Annotated in this window: 21 protein-coding genes; 6 read left to right on the top strand and 15 right to left on the bottom strand. The window is 38.2% G+C overall.

Features of this window, described 5'->3' with window-relative positions; all coding sequences use genetic code 11:
* Position 1: 1 nt before the first annotated feature.
* The 11 genes from QMA08_RS10020 to murJ form a co-directional block, all read right to left on the bottom strand.
* Positions 2-505, bottom strand: a complete 504-nt coding sequence (locus tag QMA08_RS10020) for a pilus assembly protein PilX (RefSeq protein ID WP_278381263.1) — start codon at positions 503-505, stop codon at positions 2-4.
* Positions 493-1,488, bottom strand: coding sequence for a PilW family protein (locus tag QMA08_RS10015; protein ID WP_278381262.1), 996 nt, complete (start codon positions 1,486-1,488; stop codon positions 493-495). Before QMA08_RS10015 ends, QMA08_RS10020 begins: the two co-directional genes overlap by 13 nt.
* Position 1,489: 1 nt before the next feature.
* Positions 1,490-2,050 carry a type IV pilus modification protein PilV gene (gene pilV, locus QMA08_RS10010; RefSeq protein WP_290174441.1) on the bottom strand — a complete coding sequence of 187 codons (561 nt, stop codon included), beginning with the start codon at positions 2,048-2,050 and terminating at the stop codon, positions 1,490-1,492.
* 184 nt (positions 2,051-2,234) lie between these two features.
* Positions 2,235-2,936, bottom strand: coding sequence for a LytTR family DNA-binding domain-containing protein (locus QMA08_RS10005; RefSeq protein ID WP_290174439.1), 702 nt, complete (start codon positions 2,934-2,936; stop codon positions 2,235-2,237).
* On the bottom strand, positions 2,933-3,967 hold the full coding sequence (locus tag QMA08_RS10000) for a histidine kinase (RefSeq protein WP_290174437.1): 1,035 nt from the start codon (positions 3,965-3,967) through the stop codon (positions 2,933-2,935). The genes QMA08_RS10005 and QMA08_RS10000 overlap by 4 nt, the downstream gene beginning before the upstream one ends.
* Before the next feature lie 29 nt (positions 3,968-3,996).
* Positions 3,997-4,926, bottom strand: coding sequence for a 4-hydroxy-3-methylbut-2-enyl diphosphate reductase (ispH, locus tag QMA08_RS09995; protein ID WP_002958232.1), 930 nt, complete (start codon positions 4,924-4,926; stop codon positions 3,997-3,999).
* A complete protein-coding gene (fkpB, locus tag QMA08_RS09990) occupies positions 4,926-5,366 on the bottom strand; it encodes an FKBP-type peptidyl-prolyl cis-trans isomerase (RefSeq protein ID WP_149603010.1) in 441 nt (146 codons plus the stop codon). The genes ispH and fkpB overlap by 1 nt, the downstream gene beginning before the upstream one ends.
* Positions 5,363-5,863 carry a signal peptidase II gene (gene lspA, locus QMA08_RS09985; RefSeq protein WP_002958230.1) on the bottom strand — a complete coding sequence of 167 codons (501 nt, stop codon included), beginning with the start codon at positions 5,861-5,863 and terminating at the stop codon, positions 5,363-5,365. The genes fkpB and lspA overlap by 4 nt, the downstream gene beginning before the upstream one ends.
* 12 nt (positions 5,864-5,875) lie before the next feature.
* Positions 5,876-8,704, bottom strand: coding sequence for an isoleucine--tRNA ligase (ileS, locus tag QMA08_RS09980; RefSeq protein WP_290174435.1), 2,829 nt, complete (start codon positions 8,702-8,704; stop codon positions 5,876-5,878).
* 5 nt (positions 8,705-8,709) lie between these two features.
* Entirely contained in the window at positions 8,710-9,660 is a 951-nt protein-coding gene (gene ribF / locus QMA08_RS09975; RefSeq protein ID WP_096793492.1) for a bifunctional riboflavin kinase/FAD synthetase, read from the bottom strand.
* 84 nt (positions 9,661-9,744) lie between these two features.
* A complete protein-coding gene (gene murJ / locus QMA08_RS09970; RefSeq protein WP_290174432.1) occupies positions 9,745-11,325 on the bottom strand; it encodes a murein biosynthesis integral membrane protein MurJ in 1,581 nt (526 codons plus the stop codon).
* Between the two features lie 253 nt (positions 11,326-11,578).
* On the opposite strand from murJ, the gene rpsT reads away from it, so the two are divergent.
* Positions 11,579-11,839, top strand: a complete 261-nt coding sequence (gene rpsT, locus QMA08_RS09965) for a 30S ribosomal protein S20 (protein WP_002958225.1) — start codon at positions 11,579-11,581, stop codon at positions 11,837-11,839.
* A gap of 108 nt (positions 11,840-11,947) precedes the next feature.
* Here the strand turns inward: rpsT and QMA08_RS09960 are convergent, their stop codons facing one another.
* Positions 11,948-12,331: a response regulator gene (locus tag QMA08_RS09960; RefSeq protein WP_002958224.1), complete on the bottom strand. Its 384-nt coding sequence runs from the start codon at positions 12,329-12,331 to the stop codon at positions 11,948-11,950.
* A 113-nt stretch (positions 12,332-12,444) separates the two neighbouring features.
* On the opposite strand from QMA08_RS09960, the gene QMA08_RS09955 reads away from it, so the two are divergent.
* A complete protein-coding gene (locus QMA08_RS09955) occupies positions 12,445-12,888 on the top strand; it encodes a hypothetical protein (protein ID WP_290174429.1) in 444 nt (147 codons plus the stop codon).
* A gap of 106 nt (positions 12,889-12,994) precedes the next feature.
* On the top strand, positions 12,995-13,240 hold the full coding sequence (locus tag QMA08_RS09950) for a hypothetical protein (protein WP_002958222.1): 246 nt from the start codon (positions 12,995-12,997) through the stop codon (positions 13,238-13,240).
* 194 nt (positions 13,241-13,434) lie between these two features.
* On the opposite strand, the gene QMA08_RS09945 is transcribed toward QMA08_RS09950, so the two are convergent.
* Both QMA08_RS09945 and QMA08_RS09940 read right to left on the bottom strand, forming a co-directional pair.
* Complete coding sequence (locus tag QMA08_RS09945) at positions 13,435-13,581, bottom strand: hypothetical protein (RefSeq protein WP_002958221.1); 147 nt, start codon at positions 13,579-13,581, stop codon at positions 13,435-13,437.
* 96 nt (positions 13,582-13,677) lie between these two features.
* On the bottom strand, positions 13,678-14,598 hold the full coding sequence (locus QMA08_RS09940; protein WP_290174425.1) for a glyoxylate/hydroxypyruvate reductase A: 921 nt from the start codon (positions 14,596-14,598) through the stop codon (positions 13,678-13,680).
* A gap of 129 nt (positions 14,599-14,727) precedes the next feature.
* On the opposite strand from QMA08_RS09940, the gene QMA08_RS09935 reads away from it, so the two are divergent.
* On the top strand, positions 14,728-16,434 hold the full coding sequence (locus QMA08_RS09935) for a lysophospholipid acyltransferase family protein (RefSeq protein ID WP_290174424.1): 1,707 nt from the start codon (positions 14,728-14,730) through the stop codon (positions 16,432-16,434).
* A gap of 411 nt (positions 16,435-16,845) precedes the next feature.
* Positions 16,846-17,499 carry an OmpW family outer membrane protein gene (locus tag QMA08_RS09930; protein ID WP_039487096.1) on the top strand — a complete coding sequence of 218 codons (654 nt, stop codon included), beginning with the start codon at positions 16,846-16,848 and terminating at the stop codon, positions 17,497-17,499.
* An 81-nt stretch (positions 17,500-17,580) separates the two neighbouring features.
* Here the strand turns inward: QMA08_RS09930 and QMA08_RS09925 are convergent, their stop codons facing one another.
* Entirely contained in the window at positions 17,581-18,114 is a 534-nt protein-coding gene (locus tag QMA08_RS09925) for a thioesterase family protein (protein WP_002958217.1), read from the bottom strand.
* Positions 18,115-18,220: 106 nt separating this feature from the next.
* On the opposite strand from QMA08_RS09925, the gene QMA08_RS09920 reads away from it, so the two are divergent.
* Positions 18,221-18,715, top strand: a complete 495-nt coding sequence (locus QMA08_RS09920; protein WP_290174422.1) for a hypothetical protein — start codon at positions 18,221-18,223, stop codon at positions 18,713-18,715.
* Positions 18,716-18,721 lie beyond the last annotated feature (6 nt).

Below are 18,721 nucleotides of genomic sequence, written 5' to 3'. Positions count from 1 at the left end.
CTTAAATCCCCTTGCTTACGCTGGCCATTTCTTGTGCTATACCTGTAACAATAGTTAGTTCATGCTTACTTTTAGAACCATATTCTATAGTAGTGGCGACCTGTAACATATTGCACGATATACCTGCTGTAAAATTAAAGCGTCGAGGGCATTCTAAATCTAGCTCCCCCTTGTTCAGGTTAGTCATTTTGCTTTGCATATCTGCATGATTTGCAATCACCATACCTTTGTCATCACCATCCGCGATTGCAGTTACTTCATCGGGAGTCAGGAAGAAATGATTATCAGCGCCTTGATTTGCCTCATCAGAGATCATGCGTTGCACTTCACCAATGAGTTCATTTTCGGCTACTTCGCGCTCTTGTGCTGCATTGGTAATTTTAATATCAATACTACTACTGCTCATAAGTGTCACAGCAATACCGGTCACTGCAATAACCATTATTAAAGCTGTAATTAGAACTACACCTTGCTGTTTTTTTTGTGATTGTTTTAAATACGCCATAAATTTGATCCAACATTATTTAATCGAATAGTAGTAGTAAACACAGTACGTCTGAAATTATCGGTAAATGTTAATATACGCTTATCTTCATCTTCACCTAATGTGTAAGTTTGGTTTTTAATTTTAACTCCTGGGTCTGGCTGCAATGCACGTATTAATAAAAAAACCTGAACAGTTAAAATACCTTTACGATTTTCCCAATCTGTATGCTTCATATCTTGAATACTTCGGTAGGTATCTACACGATTGTCGCTGTTAGTATCAAGACCAAAAACAAACCGCATATTCTCAACACCTTCCATAATAGTTTCTGTATTGATATTTCCACCAACCAGGCGCTTTCTCATTAATGCAGGTACAGTTAAATTCTTATTATTAACTTTATAAGTTTGTTCTGATAGATAATAAACATGATGGCTATAAGGCCAAACAGTTGCATTAACATTAAGAGAAGCAGCGTTAACCGTTCCACGGAAAAATTGAGCTTTCTCTTGCTCAGCTATAAAGTAGTTTTCATCGGCCTGAGTCTCATTAGTTACTGCATTAACTGTTAAACTCTTGCCTTGTAAAAATTTTAATTGAATAATGTCAGTGCTTTTAATCGGATTATTTAGACAGTTAAGCTCTTTTGATTCGCCTGCAACCTTTGCGTAAATAGTTCTAAAATTACTAGCTGTAGCAAAATCAGGGAAACTCCCATTATTTAATCCTTCAAAGCAGTCTGTTCCAGGGTTTGCTAGTGTATCTGTGTTTATTGCGGTGAACGAATCGTCATAATAAGTTCCCCAAAAGCCAATTTGTTCAATATCACGTTGCATAATGTTAATTGCAAGGCGCCCTGATTCTTGAAGCTCACCAATAGTCATCGTATCTTTAGTGGTTACTTTCATTCCTATATAGGTAAACATAACGCCACCTAGTATTAATCCACCAATAAATAATGAAATCATCATTTCTACAAGTGTAAAACCTTTTTGCTTCATGTTAGCTCCTAAGGTAAATATAACTAGTTAAAACAACTAAGCGGCGCTTTTTGTCAGCCGTTCCACACTTTGTAGCGCCAGTAGCATCATTTGCATTGAACTCTTGTCGACCTTGCCACGAAACAATTACTTCTAAATTAAATGCTTTACCACCCGATCCAGCAACTGCGGTAGGTGCAATACATACGGTAGCACCATCTAAAGTTCCCGTATTTTCTCGAGCTCTTATAGCTCTTTTCCACTGCTCAAGATCTAACGCCGCAACTTGCGCTGCGCTACAAGTGTTTGTAAAGCACGCCTGCGAGGTTGTAGTAGCAGTTTCACTATCAAATGTCTGTGTGTACAGTCCGGCTATTTGCGGGGTATCGTTAGCACGGATACGCTGCACAATATCATTACCAAGTGCAACTGCAGCAGCACGCTGCATAGAATCAAAGCTTGCTTGCTTTGCTTTTGCTTGCAAAGCAACTGCGCCTAAAAGGCCAAAACTAAGAATAATAAATGCAATTAACACTTCAATTAGAGTGAAGCCTCTTTGCACTTTTGTTTGAGATGACTGCATAGTAGAACCAAATAAAAATTATCTGATTATAAGTTTATGCTATTTATTTGAGGAATCAATGAGGACTAAGACAAGCGGTTATATTTGTTGATAAACGGTTAATTAAACCTGTTTATTCAATAACACCGTTGATAATTAAGACTCAAATATATTTAAATCAGGGGGAGCTAATTGCAAGGTAAGCCTAAAGCGAATTTTTTACTAATTTAAGCTCACGGCGGCTCACTGGCAATAGCTCACTGCCCCCTTGTAGCTCAATCATATGATTGCCATTCGCTTTTGAATGCAAAGCAATTACTTTTTGTTTATTAACCAATGTATTGCGATGAATTCGCAAAATATGTGTAGGATATTGTAACTCTAATTGTTTTAGACTTTGTTCAAGTAAAGCTTCTCCACCACAGAATATCATTTTGGTATACTTTTCTTCGGCACTAAAATACAAAACATCATTTATATCAACACTGCGTAGAGTACCAGCTAGCTGATAAGAGATTTTTACATTTTGTTGTTTTTGAATATGTACTTTATTTAAACGCCCGACTTGCTTAAGCACCTTTTGCAATGATTGCTCTGAAATAGGTTTAACTAAATAACCTGCAGCGCTTAATTGTAAAGCCTCGAAGGCATGCTCAGGGTGAGCAGTTATAAAAACAATAGCAGGAGGTAGAGTTAAACTATTGAGCTCATTAGCAACTTGCAAACCATTCATACCAGGCATATCAACATCTAAAAAAATCAAATCCGGCGTTTGCTTTTTAGCAAGTACCAGAGCTTCATTACCATTACTAGCCTCGCCTTGTACAACTATACTTTTATCATGTGCCAACAAACGAATTAAGCGCGATCTCGCAAGAGGTTCATCATCAACAATGAGTACGTTCATACACTACCCTCAATAAGCTTAGGGATCACGACCTTGACCCTAAACACATCATTTTTATTAGTAATTGTTAGCTGCGCTTTATTTTTAAAATAAATATTTAATCGCTGGCGAATATTTTCAAGCGCCATGCCGTTATTAGGCCTAGTTTGAGCATTAGAAATTGTTATTGGGTTAGAAACAATCATAGTTATATAGCCGGTAGTAATATGTAGCTCTACTTTTATTTCTGCACCATGCTCACTTGTTTCAACACCGTGGCATACTGCATTTTCAATTAATGGCTGCAGGGTTAAACAAGGAATGCTCAATGCAGGTAGTTCATTGGGTATTTGCCAATCAACGCTTAAGCGATTACCGAAACGCCATGTTTCAAGTGCTATATATTGCTTACTCAGCGTTATTTCATCGTCAAGAGATACATTTTTTCCTGAGTGCATTGCAGCCTGCGATAAGGCGGCTAATGCTAAAATAGCCTGCTCTGCCGCATCGGCATCATGATGAGTAAGCTCTGCAGCAGTGTTTAAACTATTATATAAAAAATGAGGACGTATTCTAGCTTGCAAGGCATCAAGCTCAGCTCGAGAAAGCGCTTTAGTTTGCTGCTCTTTTTCAAAATGAATTAATAAAAATTGGACGAATAAAGCCGCCAGCAAAGCCACTATAATGCAATTGCGAAGTGTAAAATAAATTAGGCTCTTTGTATCATCTATATCAAAAGCAAAATGGGAAAATAAGATACTAAAAATGCATGTAGATAATAAAAAAAAGATAAAAAACAGACTTAACTGAAAAGCTTGAGCACGGTTCTGTAAAAAAAAACGACAAAAATATAAAGAAGAAGTGCCGACTAAAACAATTAAATGTAAAAATAAACTAATGATCCCAAGTCGAAGCCAAATATCGCCTTCTACATTGGGTGCAAAGGCTAAAACAATAGCAATAACTTGAGAAACAATAAGCGAAGCTAATACGCCTCGCTCATTAAAAAGAGCCGAAAAAAGCAAACCATCATTTTTTAGTGACTTGCTCATAACGACTCTCCTATAATCTAAATTTTAAATTAACGTAGCTCTACAGGAACAGCAAATACAATATTCTCTTCTTCGCCTGGGTTTTCAACAACCTGCGTACCACCAAGATCTTTTAATCGGCTTATAACTTGTTGTACAAGCACTTCTGGCGCAGATGCACCCGCAGTTACACCCACTGATTTAGAACCTGAAACCCACTGCTCTTGCACATCAGTTGCGTCATCAATTAAATAAGCAACAGTGCCCATTTTATCTGCAAGTTCACGTAAGCGATTAGAGTTAGAGCTGTTTTTAGCGCCAACAACTAATAGCACATCAACTTTGTCAGCTAGGTCACGAACAGCATCCTGACGATTTTGCGTTGCATAACAAATGTCATCTTTACGAGGTCCGTCAATTGATGGAAACTTATTGCGTAGTGCGTCAATAACATCTGCTGTGTCATCAACTGAGAGTGTTGTTTGGCTGCAATAAAAAAGATTTTCAGCATTTTTTACATTAAGCGCAACAACATCATCAACGGTTTCAACAAGATAAATACCACCGTCTGAGTTATCATATTGTCCCATTGTTCCCTCTACTTCAGGGTGACCATGATGTCCAATTAAAATACACTCAATACCTTTGCGACTCGCACGTGTAACTTCCATATGCACTTTAGTTACAAGCGGACACGTTGCATCAAATACTTTTAAATCACGACGTTTAGCCTCGCTGCGAACCGCTTGCGATACGCCATGTGCGCTAAAAATAACAATACTGTCGTCAGGTACTTGATCAAGCTCTTCAACAAATACCGCACCACGGCTTTTTAGTCCATCAACCACATAGCGGTTATGTACTACTTCGTGGCGAACATAAATTGGCTTTTCAAAAATATCTAAAGCGCGCTCAACAATACTAATAGCACGGTCAACACCAGCGCAAAAGCCGCGAGGATTAGCTAGTAATATTTCCATTAACCTTTCACCTCAATAATATCAACTTCAAAGGTTAAACGCTGGCCAGATAAAGGGTGATTAAAATCAATCGTTACCGACTCACCTTGCACTTCGCGAACTAAACCAGGAAGCTCAGTGCCATCAGGTTGAGTAAACGCAATAATTGCACCTACCTTAGCTGGTGTTTCTGGACCAAACTTACTACGGTCAACGTAGTAAATATTATCTGGGTTTGGTTGACCAAAAGCATCTTCAGGTTCTAATTCAAACGTTTTACTTTCGCCTGCAGTTAAACCTAATAAACACTTTTCGAAGTTTGCCGTTAAGCTGCCATCACCCATTGTTAATTTAGCAGGTTTGTTGTGCACCTTGGTAGAATCAGCGGCAGAGCCATCTTCTAATTTAATAGAAAAATGGAAAATAACTTGCGAGTTTTCACCAATTACAGCTTGGCTCATGCTTTATGCTCCTTTGGACTCTCGCCGGTGAAGGCGTCAAATAACAATAATGCTGCGCCAATACAAATAGCGCAATCGGCAATATTGAATACAGGAAAATGTGAGTCTTTATAAAAAACGTGAATAAAGTCGATTACATAACCATACGCAATACGATCGTATAAATTACCAATAGCGCCAGCAAGTACCAATGCATAAGCACCGCATAGTACTTTATTTGTAGCAGGTAAGCGTTTTAGCCACCATACAAGCAAAGCACTAATAGCAACGGCAATTGCACTTAAAAACCAACGCTGCCAACCACCCGCTTCACTTAAAAAGCTATAAGCAGCACCATAGTTATGTACATAAGTAATACTAAAAACAGGGAGTAAGTTTATAGACTCTTGATAAGCCATAGTCCCTACAACAAGTGTTTTACTAGCAAAGTCTATTACTAAAAGTAATAGACTCAACCAAAGCCACACTAAACCACTTTTTTGGGCTAGTTTGCTCACTAAGAATAACTCCTAAGCGAATTGACGCTTTTCACCTTCGCCGTCAACATTACTTACACAACGACCACAAATTTCAGGATGAGCAGGCTCAACACCTACATCTTCGCTGTAATGCCAACAACGCTCACATTTAGCAGCATCTGTTGCAGCAACGCTAATAAACAAACCTTCAATCTCGGTAGCTTGTGTATCTGCAGGCTGGCTATCAACTTCAGTAACATTCACGGCTGATGTTAACAATACAAAACGCAGTTCATCACCAAGCGCGTTTAATTTAGCGGCAAGCTCTTTACCCGTAAATAAATTTACCGTTGCTTGAAGTGTTGCACCAATGACTTCTTCTTTACGTGCAGCTTCTAATAAGCGGTTTACTTCGTCACGTACAGTTAAAATCTCTAACCAATCATCGTTACTAAATTGGCTATTTGTTGGCGCTTGTAAGCCATCGTACCAAACTGATGTAAATACGTAGTCACTACGCTCACCCGGTAACGCTTCCCAAATTTCTTGTGCGGTAAAGCTCATGATAGGTGCCATCCAACGCGTCATTGCTTCTGCAATATGATAAAGCGCAGTTTGACAAGAACGACGTGCATGGCTATCACTTTTAGCTGTATATTGACGATCTTTAATAACATCTAAATAGAACGAGCCAAGCTCACCCGTACAGAAGTTCATTAGCTTTTGAGTTACTAATAGCATTTGGTAGCTGTCGTATGCGGCTAAAATCTCGTCTTGCAACTGAGCTGCGCGGCCAACAATCCACTTATCAAGCTCAACCATATCATCAACAGCTACTTGATCTGTTTCTGGGTTAAAACCATTTAGGTTAGCAAGCAAGTAACGGCTAGTGTTACGAATACGGCGGTAACGATCGGCTGAGCGTTTAAATATTTCATCCGACACAGTCATTTCTGCCGTGTAATCGGTAGAAGCCACCCACAAACGTAGAATGTCAGCACCTAGTTTATTCATCACATTTTGTGGTGAAATAACATTGCCTAACGACTTAGACATTTTACGGCCGTTTTCATCAACGGTAAAACCATGCGTAAGCACTTGCTTATATGGTGCATGTCCATTAATCGCAACTGATGTCATCATTGACGACATAAACCAACCACGGTGCTGATCAGAACCTTCAAGATATAAGTCAGCTGGACCAACCAAGTCTTCACGTGCATCTACTACACAAGCGTGTGACACACCTGAGTCAAACCATACATCTAGCGTATCTTGCACTTTCATGTATTGCTTGGCGTCTTCTTCACCAAGTAAAGTAGCTGGTTCTAAATCGTACCATGCTTGTATACCAGACTTTTCAACAAGCTCTGCTGCTTGAGCAATTAGCTCTTGTGTATTTGGGTGAAGTGCACCGGTGTCTTTATCAACGAACAATGCAATAGGAACGCCCCAAGTACGCTGACGCGAAATACACCAATCTGGGCGGCTTTCAACCATGTTAGAAATACGGCTTTCGCCCCACTCTGGTAACCACTGCGTGTTTTTAATCTCAGCAAGAGAATCTTGACGTAAGTTAGCCTGATCCATACTTACAAACCATTGTGGTGTAGCACGGAAAATGATTGGTGTTTTATGGCGCCAACAATGCGGGTAACTATGCGTAAGCGCATGGTGATGCATAAGCGCACCACGCTCTTTTAATACTTCAATTACGCTCGCATTTGCCTTAAATACGTGCTGACCTGCAAAAAGTTCGGTATCTGGTAAATAAACACCATTTGCACCAACAGGGTTAGCCACTTCAAGGTTGTAATTTAAACCAGCCACGAAATCTTCTTGACCATGGCCTGGAGCGGTATGTACAACACCAGTACCTGAATCAGTAGTTACGTGTTCTGCAACAATCACTGGTACATTAAAATCATAAAAAGGATGGGCTACTTGCAAGTTTTCAAGCGCTGCACCTTTTATATACCCTAGTACGTGAAAGTGATTAAAACCAAAACGGTCCATAGCATCTTTAACAAGCTCAGAACCTAAAATTAGACGTTGTTGTACGCCTTCATCTTCAACCTGTACTAACGCATACTCTAAATCGGCATGCACAGCCACAGCGCGGTTTGCAGGAAGCGTCCACGGTGTTGTTGTCCAAATAACAGTACCAACACTGCCTTCGCCTTTATGACCATCAGCCAAATCAAATGCACTAACAACAGCATCTTGATCAACAAATGTAAAACGCACATCGATTGCTGGTGACTGCTTATCTTGGTATTCAACTTCTGCTTCTGCTAATGCAGAGCCACAGTCTGTACACCAATGCACAGGCTTGGCGCCTTTATGCAAATGACCTTTTTCAATAATTCGACCAAGTACTCGAATTGCATTTGCTTCAAAGTCAAAGTTCATTGTTAAATATGGCTTATCCCAATCTGCAAATACGCCTAAACGTTTAAAATCAACTTTTTGACCTTCAACTTGTTTTTTAGCGTATGCACGGCATTTTTCACGAAACTCACTCGCAGTAACTTTTACACCCGGCTTGCCTACTTTTTTCTCAACCATTAACTCGATTGGTAAACCATGACAATCCCAACCTGGAACTAATGGTGAATCAAAGTCAGATAATGTTTTAGACTTAACAATAATATCTTTTAATATTTTATTAACTGAGTGGCCTAAATGGATATCGCCATTTGCATACGGAGGGCCGTCATGCAAAATAAAGGTTTTTTTACCTTTCTTAGCGCTGCGAATTTGACCATAAAGGTCGTCCTCATACCATGCTTTAAGCATTTTTGGTTCACGTTGTGCCAAATTGCCACGCATTGGAAACGGTGTTTCCGGTAAGTTCAAAGTATGTTTATAGTCGCTCATTTATCCTACATTCCGTCTCTATCGGCTACCTGATTTAAACCAAAACACTGCTTAGCGGCAGCAACATCAGTTGCTATTTGCGCCGTTAATTGTGTTAATGTCTCGAATTTTTTCTCATCGCGAAGTTTTTTTATTAACTCCACATGCATAAATTGTCCGTAAATATCCTGTGCAAAATCAAAAAGGTGAACTTCTAATAATGCACGAGTTCCATTAAATGTCGGCTTATTACCTACATTTGCAACTCCAAAAATCTGTTTTCCTGCAATCGTTGCTTGCACTGCAAACACTCCGTTGACAGGACACACTTGGCGTTTTAGGGCTATATTTGCCGTTCTAAAACCGAGTTCACGTCCTCTTTTCCAGCCATGTATAACACGCCCAGAAATAGCATAATCGTGACCAAGCATTATTTTAGCACTCGCTAAGTCACCGGATGCTAAAGCATCTCGTATTAAAGTGCTGCTTACTCTAGCATTTAATTGACGAAAGCTCGCGGTGCTTTTTACATCCATGCCTGCTTGCTTACCCATGCTAGCAAGTAAGTGAAAGTTACCTTGGCGTTGCTTTCCAAACTTAAAATCATCACCAACAGTAAGTGCTTTAACACCTAACTTTTTAATCAAAATCTCATTAACGAATTGCTCAGCATGCATGTTTGCAAATTGCTGATTAAAGCTAATGCAAATAACTCGCTCAATACCTAAATCACTCAATAAACGTAACTTATCTCGTAAGCGCGTTAACCGTGCAGGGGCATTGTTTTTAGCAAAAAACTCTTGTGGCTGGGGTTCAAACAGCATTACAGTGCTAGGCAAACTATGCGCTTTAGCATCGCTAAGTAAACCTTTTAATACTTCTGCGTGGCCTAAATGAACGCCGTCAAAATTACCAATAGTTAACACACAACCAAAATGGTGTGGGCGAATATTGTGTATACCTCTAATTAACTCCATGCCACCTAATGCCTTGTTTAGCGAGCTATTAATTACGGCTAAAAAATGATTAAAGCCGCAGAGTTGCCGATTATAATCTTTTTTTTAGTTTGATTCAGTAATTGCTACACTTTTTATCGTATTTAGTCTAACGCCCATCACAAATAGCATTGCAAAGTAGCTAATACCTGCCAAAGCCACTAGCGCTACTAATAATATTACTTGCTGTGTAAAGGCCCATGTAGCCCAATAATAGTAACTGCTCACAAACCATGTGACAGTTCCCATAACAATACTTGCAACAACACATTTAAGTGTAAAACGCATACTCATTGATGAGAACTGGTATACATTTTCTTTTTTAAGCTGTCTGTATAATAAAAATGCATTGCAGCTAGCCGATAACGAAGTAGCAAGTGCCAACCCTAAATAACCAATGAAAGGAGCCAGCATAATGTTAAACACCATATTAAGTACTAAGGTAATAATACCAATACGCACCGGTGTTTTTGTATCTTGACGAGCATAAAAGCCAGGAGCGAGTACTTTTATTAGCATAAAGCTTACAAGACCGACCGAATATGCGACTACGCCTAAGCTTACAGCTTTGACATGATCAATACTGTCTTCTTTAAATGCACCGTGGTCGAACAACACGGTAATAATAAGTGGACTGATGATCATTAAACCTACCATTGCTGGTAGGCCTAAAAATATAACAAAACGAACTCCCCAATCGAGAGTATGCTGAAAGTCGCTACTTTTTTTACTGCTATGTAGTTTAGAAAGCGCAGGTAAAATAACTGTCGCAATACCAATACCAAATAATCCCAGCGGAAATTCAATTAAGCGGTCAGAATAATAAAGCCACGCAATTGAACCCGTCATCAGTAATGACGCAATCATGGTATCGAGCAACAGATTAATTTGACTAATAGAGACACCAAACAAAGCCGGTAGCATAAGTTTTCGTACTTTTTTTACGTTTTCGTCTTGCCATGCCCAGCGCGGACGCGCCAACATTTTAGCGCGATACAAGAACGGTAATTGAAATAGTAGCTGCACTACACCACCAACAAATACACCTATGGCAAGTGAATAAGCACCTACCGAAAATTTATCATGTAAAAAAATTGCACACGTAATAATAGAAACATTAAGTAAAACTGGTGTAAATGCAGCAACAGCGAAACGGTTATACACATTCATTACCGCACCACTAAGTGCAACTAAGCTTACAAAAAATAAATAAGGGAATGTAAGTTTAAGTAGTGAACTTGCAAGTTCAAATTTTTCGGCATTAGGTCCGCCTTGCCACCAATCTATAAACCAACCGGTACCAAATAATGCTGCAATAACAGGAGAAGCAACAACACCTATAATAGTGACAATTAGTAAAATGGTTCCTAATGTGCCTGCGGCTTGTGCAACAAAAAGTCTGACTTTGTCGTCTCCTTGCTGTTCTTTAATTTCACTTAGCACAGGTACGAATGCTTGTGCGAAGGCACCTTCTGCAAATAAACGGCGTAAAAAATTAGGAATACGGTTAGCAAATAAAAAAACATCAGCCGCTGCACTTGCGCCTAATAAATTGGCAACGACAGCATCTCGAACGAGCCCTAAAATACGCGATATCATAGTCATACAACTAACAATCATACCAGAGCGAAATAAACCTTTTGACACCTTAAACCTACTCAAAAATCCTCAAGATAGGCGATTATGCCACAGTCTTTTTTATAAATCGCTTTAAAGCACTAGGCTGGGGGTCTGTGCTTTGTTACAATGTCTATATTAACTGCTAAAGCGGCAAATTGATGCTCGTTATATGGTGCAGTTTTTCTTGGATTGTTAAATTTAAATTGACATCCATGATAGAAACAGGCATATTCCACGGCCTTTAATTTAAGCTTTATTTTAAGATTGTTAGGAGCAAACCTTGGCTAACATCAAGTCTGCAAAAAAACGCGCTATCACAAGCGAAAAAAACCGTCAGCACAACGCAAGCCGTCGTTCAATGATGCGCACTTACTTCAAAAAAGTAATTGTTGCTATTGAAGCGGGCGATAAAGAAGCTGCACAGCAAGCTTTTTCTGTTGCTACACCTATCCTAGACCGTTACGCAACTAAGGGTCTAATTCACAAAAACAAAGCAGCTCGTCATAAGAGCCGTATAGCAGCTAAGATTAAAGCTCTATAATTTGTTTTTGATAGAATATAAAAAACCGGCTTTTGCCGGTTTTTTTTTATCTAAGATTTAATCTCGTACTTTAATAACAGTCGACATAAATATTTAAACAGATTGGTGTCATACATTTTCCAAGTCTGGATAAAATTTCTTAAGCATTGCCGCTATTTTTTTAGGTGTAAACGGCTTCACTACAAATCCTTTAGCGCCTTTATCAATTGCATCCTTAACATTTTCAATACCTGAATGCGCAGATACCATTACTACATTTGTCTCAGGGCTTAATTCATTGATTTGTGCAATCAAATCTTTGCCATCGCCGTCCGGCAGTTCTATGTCTAAAAAAATGATATTATAATTTGCAGCCTGGCACTCACTAATACATTGTGAGGCAGTAGATGCTTCCTTTACGTTATCTATCCCTAAGTGCATGAGCGTTTGACTCAAAAAACTACGCACTGTGCTAACGTCATCTACAATTAAAATTGATAGCTGCGTATTCATCTTTATTCCTCGTAGGCTATAAGCTAACTTTAAGTTATCATAATAATTAGCTTAGTATATAAATTTGCTCATTTAATTATAGAGACCTACGGAAAAAAGGCCAGATTTGCTTTATGTCTAAAACCCCAAATAAACAGTCGTTGCTAGGTAAAGCACCAACAAGAAAAAAAACAGCGCAAAAAAGAAAGCCGCAACGCCCTACTCAGCGCTCTATACCCGCAGAGGAAAAAACAAACATAAACAATGGCACTAGCCAAAAAACAAAGTCAAAAAAGGGGCTATTTATATCTCTGGCCATTGTTATTGTAATAATTATAGCTTTTCCAAAACCAACCTTGCTCACCTATAAAAAATTAGGGATGGTAAGTGAGAGTGTTTACTGGCCTGGACTTTTGGGTTACGGAGCTACTTTAATTGATTCCAACTTGCACCCCAACTATGATTCTAGCCGTGAATCCCTTTATTTATGCAGTGATTTACAAAAACCACAGAGCTGTCAAAAGTATCAAGTAATTGCTGACAATGGTTTGTTTTCGGCAATTGGCAGTTACTTTTAGCCTTAAAAAAACTAATCTGAAAATTTAAAATTACTTGGTTGAAAGGTGTGCAAAAGATCAACATAATGGCGCTCCTTTTTTCAACAACTGAACTATTGAAACGACCATGCTAAACGAGCTAGATTGGCTTTTAAATACTACACTACTTGCACTAGGTTTAGGTGCATTCTTTATTAACCAGATAACACTGCTGCGCGTTGCCGCCATTAGTGCATGTGGTTTATTGTTCTTATCATTTAGCCTAGATCTTATGTCGTCGAGCGTTATTTCAAATATGAGTTTAGTGTTGATTAACACTTTTTACTTGTTTAAAGTTTATACATTTGGGCAATTTAATGTAACCCAAAGTTAACAACTTTTCCTTAGAATATTTAATAGCCCAGCATTGCTGGGCTTTTTTATTGCTAATTTTTAAAATATTAGAAACACGTTAGATCAGGACAGTATTAAACGCCACTAAAGCACCACTGCAATAATGGTGCTGTGCATGTACTGTTGAGTGAAACGAGAAAAAAGACGAAAACTGAAAATACCTAATAAGCTAGGTTAATCTGCTATTGTTAATTCACTTTGGGTTTGTGTTTTAGATGGGCTATCTTCAGCGTTAGCCTGATTAAACCAAGCTGAAACACCTAGCACGATAATTGAAATAACAACGAGGCTTAATTTAGCCCCACTTTGACTGGATTTCATAACACCCTCTTTATATTTTTATTAGTGAGAATATCTTTTACACTAATGAAAATTACAAATGTTAACAAGCTGTTTTTTAAACTAATTAGCTATCAGCTAATAACCTTTTGTTCTATCCACTGAATTATTGAGTGCTAAGCCCTTATTCAAACGTTCAATATTATCGGCTATTTGGTCTATAACGCTATTTAAATCAGATAGCGCTGCACAATGTGGTGTAAGTGTTATTTTGGGATTTCCCCAGTAAGGGTGGTTCTGCGTTAAAGGTTCTTGGTCAAAAACATCCAAGGTAGCAGCGCGTAAGCTATCGTTATTTAATGCATTTAATAAATCTTGCTCAACCACATGAGCACCACGTGCCACATTAATAACAACAGCATGTGAAGGTAGCTTAGCGAGCATTGAGTGATTAATAATACCCTTCGTTGCCTGCGTAAGAGGTAATAAGCACACAAGATAATCAATCTTGCAAAGCATATCGCTAAGTCCTTCATCGCCATAATAAACCTCGACACTAGTCGTGCTTTTATTACTTTGCGCCCAGGCACTTACTTTAAAACCATTAGTTACAAGTTTTTGCGCACATGCTTTACCTAATTCGCCAAATCCAAGTATACCAACATGTTTATTACTAAAAGCTCGTTTTGGCTTCCATGTTTGCTGTGTTTGTTTAGTGTAATACTCTTTTAAGCGTAATTTTTGAGCTAAGACATGTGTAAGTACATATTCCGCCATATCTTCAGCTAGTTGCATGTCAACAATACGTACTACTTCGACATGTTCAGGTAATAATGTTAAATCGATACTGTCTACGCCTGCACCAAATGACGACACAGCTTTTAAGTTAGGCAGCTGCGGCCACAGAGACTCAGGAGCATTCCACGCAAGTACAAAATCCACATTATTTGCGTTTTTGCAATCAGGCCATTGCTCTATCAATGTATTTGGTAATCGCTCTTGTAACTTCGTTATTAGCTTTTCGTTATTGCGCCCCGTTATAGCCACCAATACCGACATAAATTCTCCTAGCAATTCACAGTTTATAATTTAGTACTTTAAAAAGTCACACTACTGCAAAGTAACTGTCACACCCTTTTTTTAATCTTACATGTATGGCGAATAGACCAAACGGAATATGAGGTTAATATGATAAGTGTTGATAAAGTAATTGCAGCAAACTTACCACAACTAGAGAACTCTCCAAAAGTAAAAGGTTTAGTAAAAAAGGGCTTAGGTTACTTATTGCATGAACAAGAGTTTATCACCTTTGGTAATACCTACCCTCACCTACAAGGGTTAGAATTTGTTGAGCAAGTACTTGATGAACTCAATTTTGATACGCGCTATAAACCTAAGCAGATAGAACATATTCCTAACGAGGGTAAACTTGTTATTGTTGCTAACCACCCTATTGGTTCATTAGATGCTTTAGCACTTATCAAAGTACTCTCTACAGTAAGGCAAGATTTAAAAGTAGTCGCAAACCGCATGTTAATGTCGGTCAGCGCAATGCATTCTCTTTTACTCCCTGTTGATAACTTATCTGGTATGAGTAAAAAGCAAGAGCTTAGTAATATACAAAACCATTTAAAAGGTGGAGGTGCCTTACTTATATTTCCTGCAGGGGAAGTGTCGCGCCTAGGACCAACCGGCATTAAGGATTGCAAATGGAATAGCGGTTTTTTACGTATGGCAAAAAAAGCCAACTGCCCCATTTTACCTATTTTTATTAAAGCCAAAAATAGTCCACTTTTTTATGGTACATCAATGATTTATAAGCCTCTGGCAAGTTTATTATTAGTGACAGAAATGTTTAAGCAGCGCAAAAAATCTTTAGAGTTTGAGATTGGTGCTTCTATCCCTCCTGAGTCCTACTTAATAGAAAACCTTAAAGATAAAGAAATTGTAAACCTCATACGTAAGCAGCTTTATAGGCTTACAACTAAAAAAACACTGCCACTAAAAACACAAACACCTATTGCTGTGCCCGAGTGTAGAAAAGAACTAAAAAGAGCAATTGAGCAATGTCAGCTTCTGGGTAAAACACACGATGGCATGCATATTCATCTATATCAATATGTAGGTAGTTCACCTATTTTTAGAGAGCTGGGACGCCTCAGAGAAATCGCATTTAGAGCTGTAGGTGAAGGAAGCGGTAAGCGTCGTGATATAGATAAATACGATATGGATTACCAACACCTTGTACTGTGGGACCCTATGCAACTAGAGCTAGTAGGTGCTTATCGATTAGCCTGCGCACAACAGATAATACAAAAACATGGACGTGAAGGTTTATATACCGATAGTTTATTTTCTTACACCGACGCTATGACGCCCTATCTACACCAAGGAATTGAGCTTGGTCGAAGTTTTGTACAACCTAAGTATTGGGGACGTAAGAGTCTTGACTATTTATGGTACGGTATTGGTGCTTTTATAAAAAACTACCCACAGTATAGGTATTTATTTGGGGCCGTAAGCGTGTCCAACGCTCTACCTGAGCAAGCCAAAGCCATGCTCGTTTATTACTATCAACATTACTATAAAAGCAGCATAGAACTAGCTACACCTAATAATGAGCTTAAATTAACTGAGCAACAGCTAACTCAATGCAATATTCTTTTTAATGGAAACGATGTTAAAGAAGATTTTGTAGAGTTAAAGCATGTGTTAGCTAATATGAGCGCTCAAGTCCCTACTTTATTTAAACAATATACTGAGCTTTGCAACCCTGGCGGTGTACAATTTTTAAGCTTTAGCATTGATCCCGATTTTAATAATTGTATTGATGGATTGGTATTAGTCGATCTTAAAAGTGTGAAAGAAAACAAAGCTAAACGTTATTTGGAATAACTATTGATAAGTAAAGTCAGTGCACCGAGTATTTTATGCCTTATAAAGTACTCGGTTTATATTTCATTATACAAACCGACTCAATCGCGTTTAAGTCTTCCAATACTTTTTAAGTGTCGGTTGTTTAAATTATTTTTTGAACCCTGCTAAAAACATATTTTCTTGTTTATTAAGACCCTTGTTTAAACACGTGATTATGGCAAGGCAGTGCCTGCCTTAATATATTCATGTGACTGTTAATTAAATAAATATGTCAATCTTTACAAAAGCATAACGACACTAAAATTAATCTAAATCAATAAAACATTTTATAAGCTTCAAATGCTTTTTAAACTTTGATCTAGAACAGGTTTTCATATTTATTGCTCGGTAATAATAGCGCTAATTAAATAGTAGTTCTTGGAGAACAACATGAAAACTCAAATTAGCATCGCATTATTAACCTCTTTATTAGCACTCTCTCCAGCTGCACACGCTAACTTTAGCGTAAATGTTGGCGCTATTAACGTAAACCCTGATAACAGTAGCTCAGCGATTAATGAAGCACCTACGCTAGGCCTCAAAGGTGATTCAGATACTCAACTAGGTATCACCGTAGATTATGCATTTAACGATCAATGGGTGTTAGAGCTGATAGCAGCAACACCGTTTTCACACGATGTAAATGGCGCAGGCGGCTTAGCAGGCAACAAAATTGCAGATATAAAACAACTTCCACCGTCATTGGTTGCACAGTACCACTTTTTAGATACAAGCTATGCGCTAAGACCTTTTATAGGCGTAGGCATAAACTACACTGCATTTTTTGATGAGCAACCCTCTCAAGCACTTAAAGCGACGCTAGGAACAGATGATGTAGAAGTAAAGTTAGATGATTCGTTTGGCTTTATGGCTCAGGTAGGTGCTAACTATAAAATTGATAAAAACTGGGGTTTACACGCCATGGTATCAATTATGGATATTGATACCGATGCCACTGTTTATGCTAATGGTGCAAAAGCGCTTACATCAACTGTTGAGCTTGACCCTGTTGTGGCTATGTTTGGTGTTAGGTACAGCTTTTAAAGCATATATAAAGTAGTACATAGTTGCCCAATTACAATGTGTGTTAAAAGGCCGAAAGGCCTTTTTTTTCATTTGTAGAGATTAGGGCAGGTTACTTAACTTTTTCTGCTCTAACATTTCTTTCCAGTGCATTACTTCACTTGGCAATATAGGTGTTTGCCCGTCAAAACCAGCAACTTCAAGCATTTCTTCAATACTTATAATACCCTTTTTACTTTTAAATACACCGCGTACATAAGCAATAGCATGTAAGCCTCGCTCTGAGTGAAACTTTTGCTCAATATAAAAGTATTTATGATCCCAGCCAACTAACTTAGTACTTATTGTATATCGCTGCATAGGTTTAATATCGCGGATATAAGTAATAGCAGTTGCGTTAACAATCGGAAACCAACGACGCTTCATTATTTGCTTTAGTAAGCCAACACGCTCCGTCATCCACGTGCGAGATAAATCCATCATCGCAAGATAGCGTGAGTTCGTTAAATGTAGATTAATATCACAATCAGTCGGCAAAGCTTTGTAATCAATATCTACTGTATCAAGTAGATTTTGATATTGCTTATTGCGTTTAATTTTGAAAAATAATAATAAAAGTCGAATATATAAGTTCACAAAAAAGGTCTTACCAGTTTAATTTATTCGAGTGTAGCATAGCCCCTTGCGAAGACGAATATTCTACTTTAATCTTAAATCATTATTACAATAAAAAAGATAACTAATGAAATCAAAACTAAAAATCATCGCTGCACTGGCCCTATTAGTCCCTAGCTACAATGCTTTTGCCGATTTTTCGTTACCAGGTAAAGGCTCAGTAACTTACCCTACTGGTATAGTTAAAGAATTTAAATTTGGTTTTAAATGGCAGCAAAAAGCTGAGAAATTCACTATTGGATCTAAAAGTTACAATATGGAGCAAATTCCTAGCTCTTATTCTGTCGCCATCACGCTTTCAAAAGATGACAGCCAAGTATGGGTTCAAGAATTTAATAACGGGTTTATTGAGGAGTTTGAATGGCAAATTGGCGAACATACAGTCACTCTAGAAAAGCAGCAGTTTAGCGACCCGGTAAAAGGTGACTATGTTATTGAGCTAAATGGCCGTAGCTATTTTTTCACTCGTAATAACGCCAGTATCGTAATGAACTTTAACGAAGAAGGTATTGAGACGATTGCAATTGATGGGGTAACAAAAAATATGGGCACTAAAAATTAGTCCCCA

The sequence above is a fragment of the Pseudoalteromonas sp. APC 3355 genome, assembly GCF_030407615.1.
Lineage (GTDB): Bacteria > Pseudomonadota > Gammaproteobacteria > Enterobacterales > Alteromonadaceae > Pseudoalteromonas > Pseudoalteromonas distincta.
This window is presented reverse-complemented; position numbering and strand designations above follow the sequence as displayed.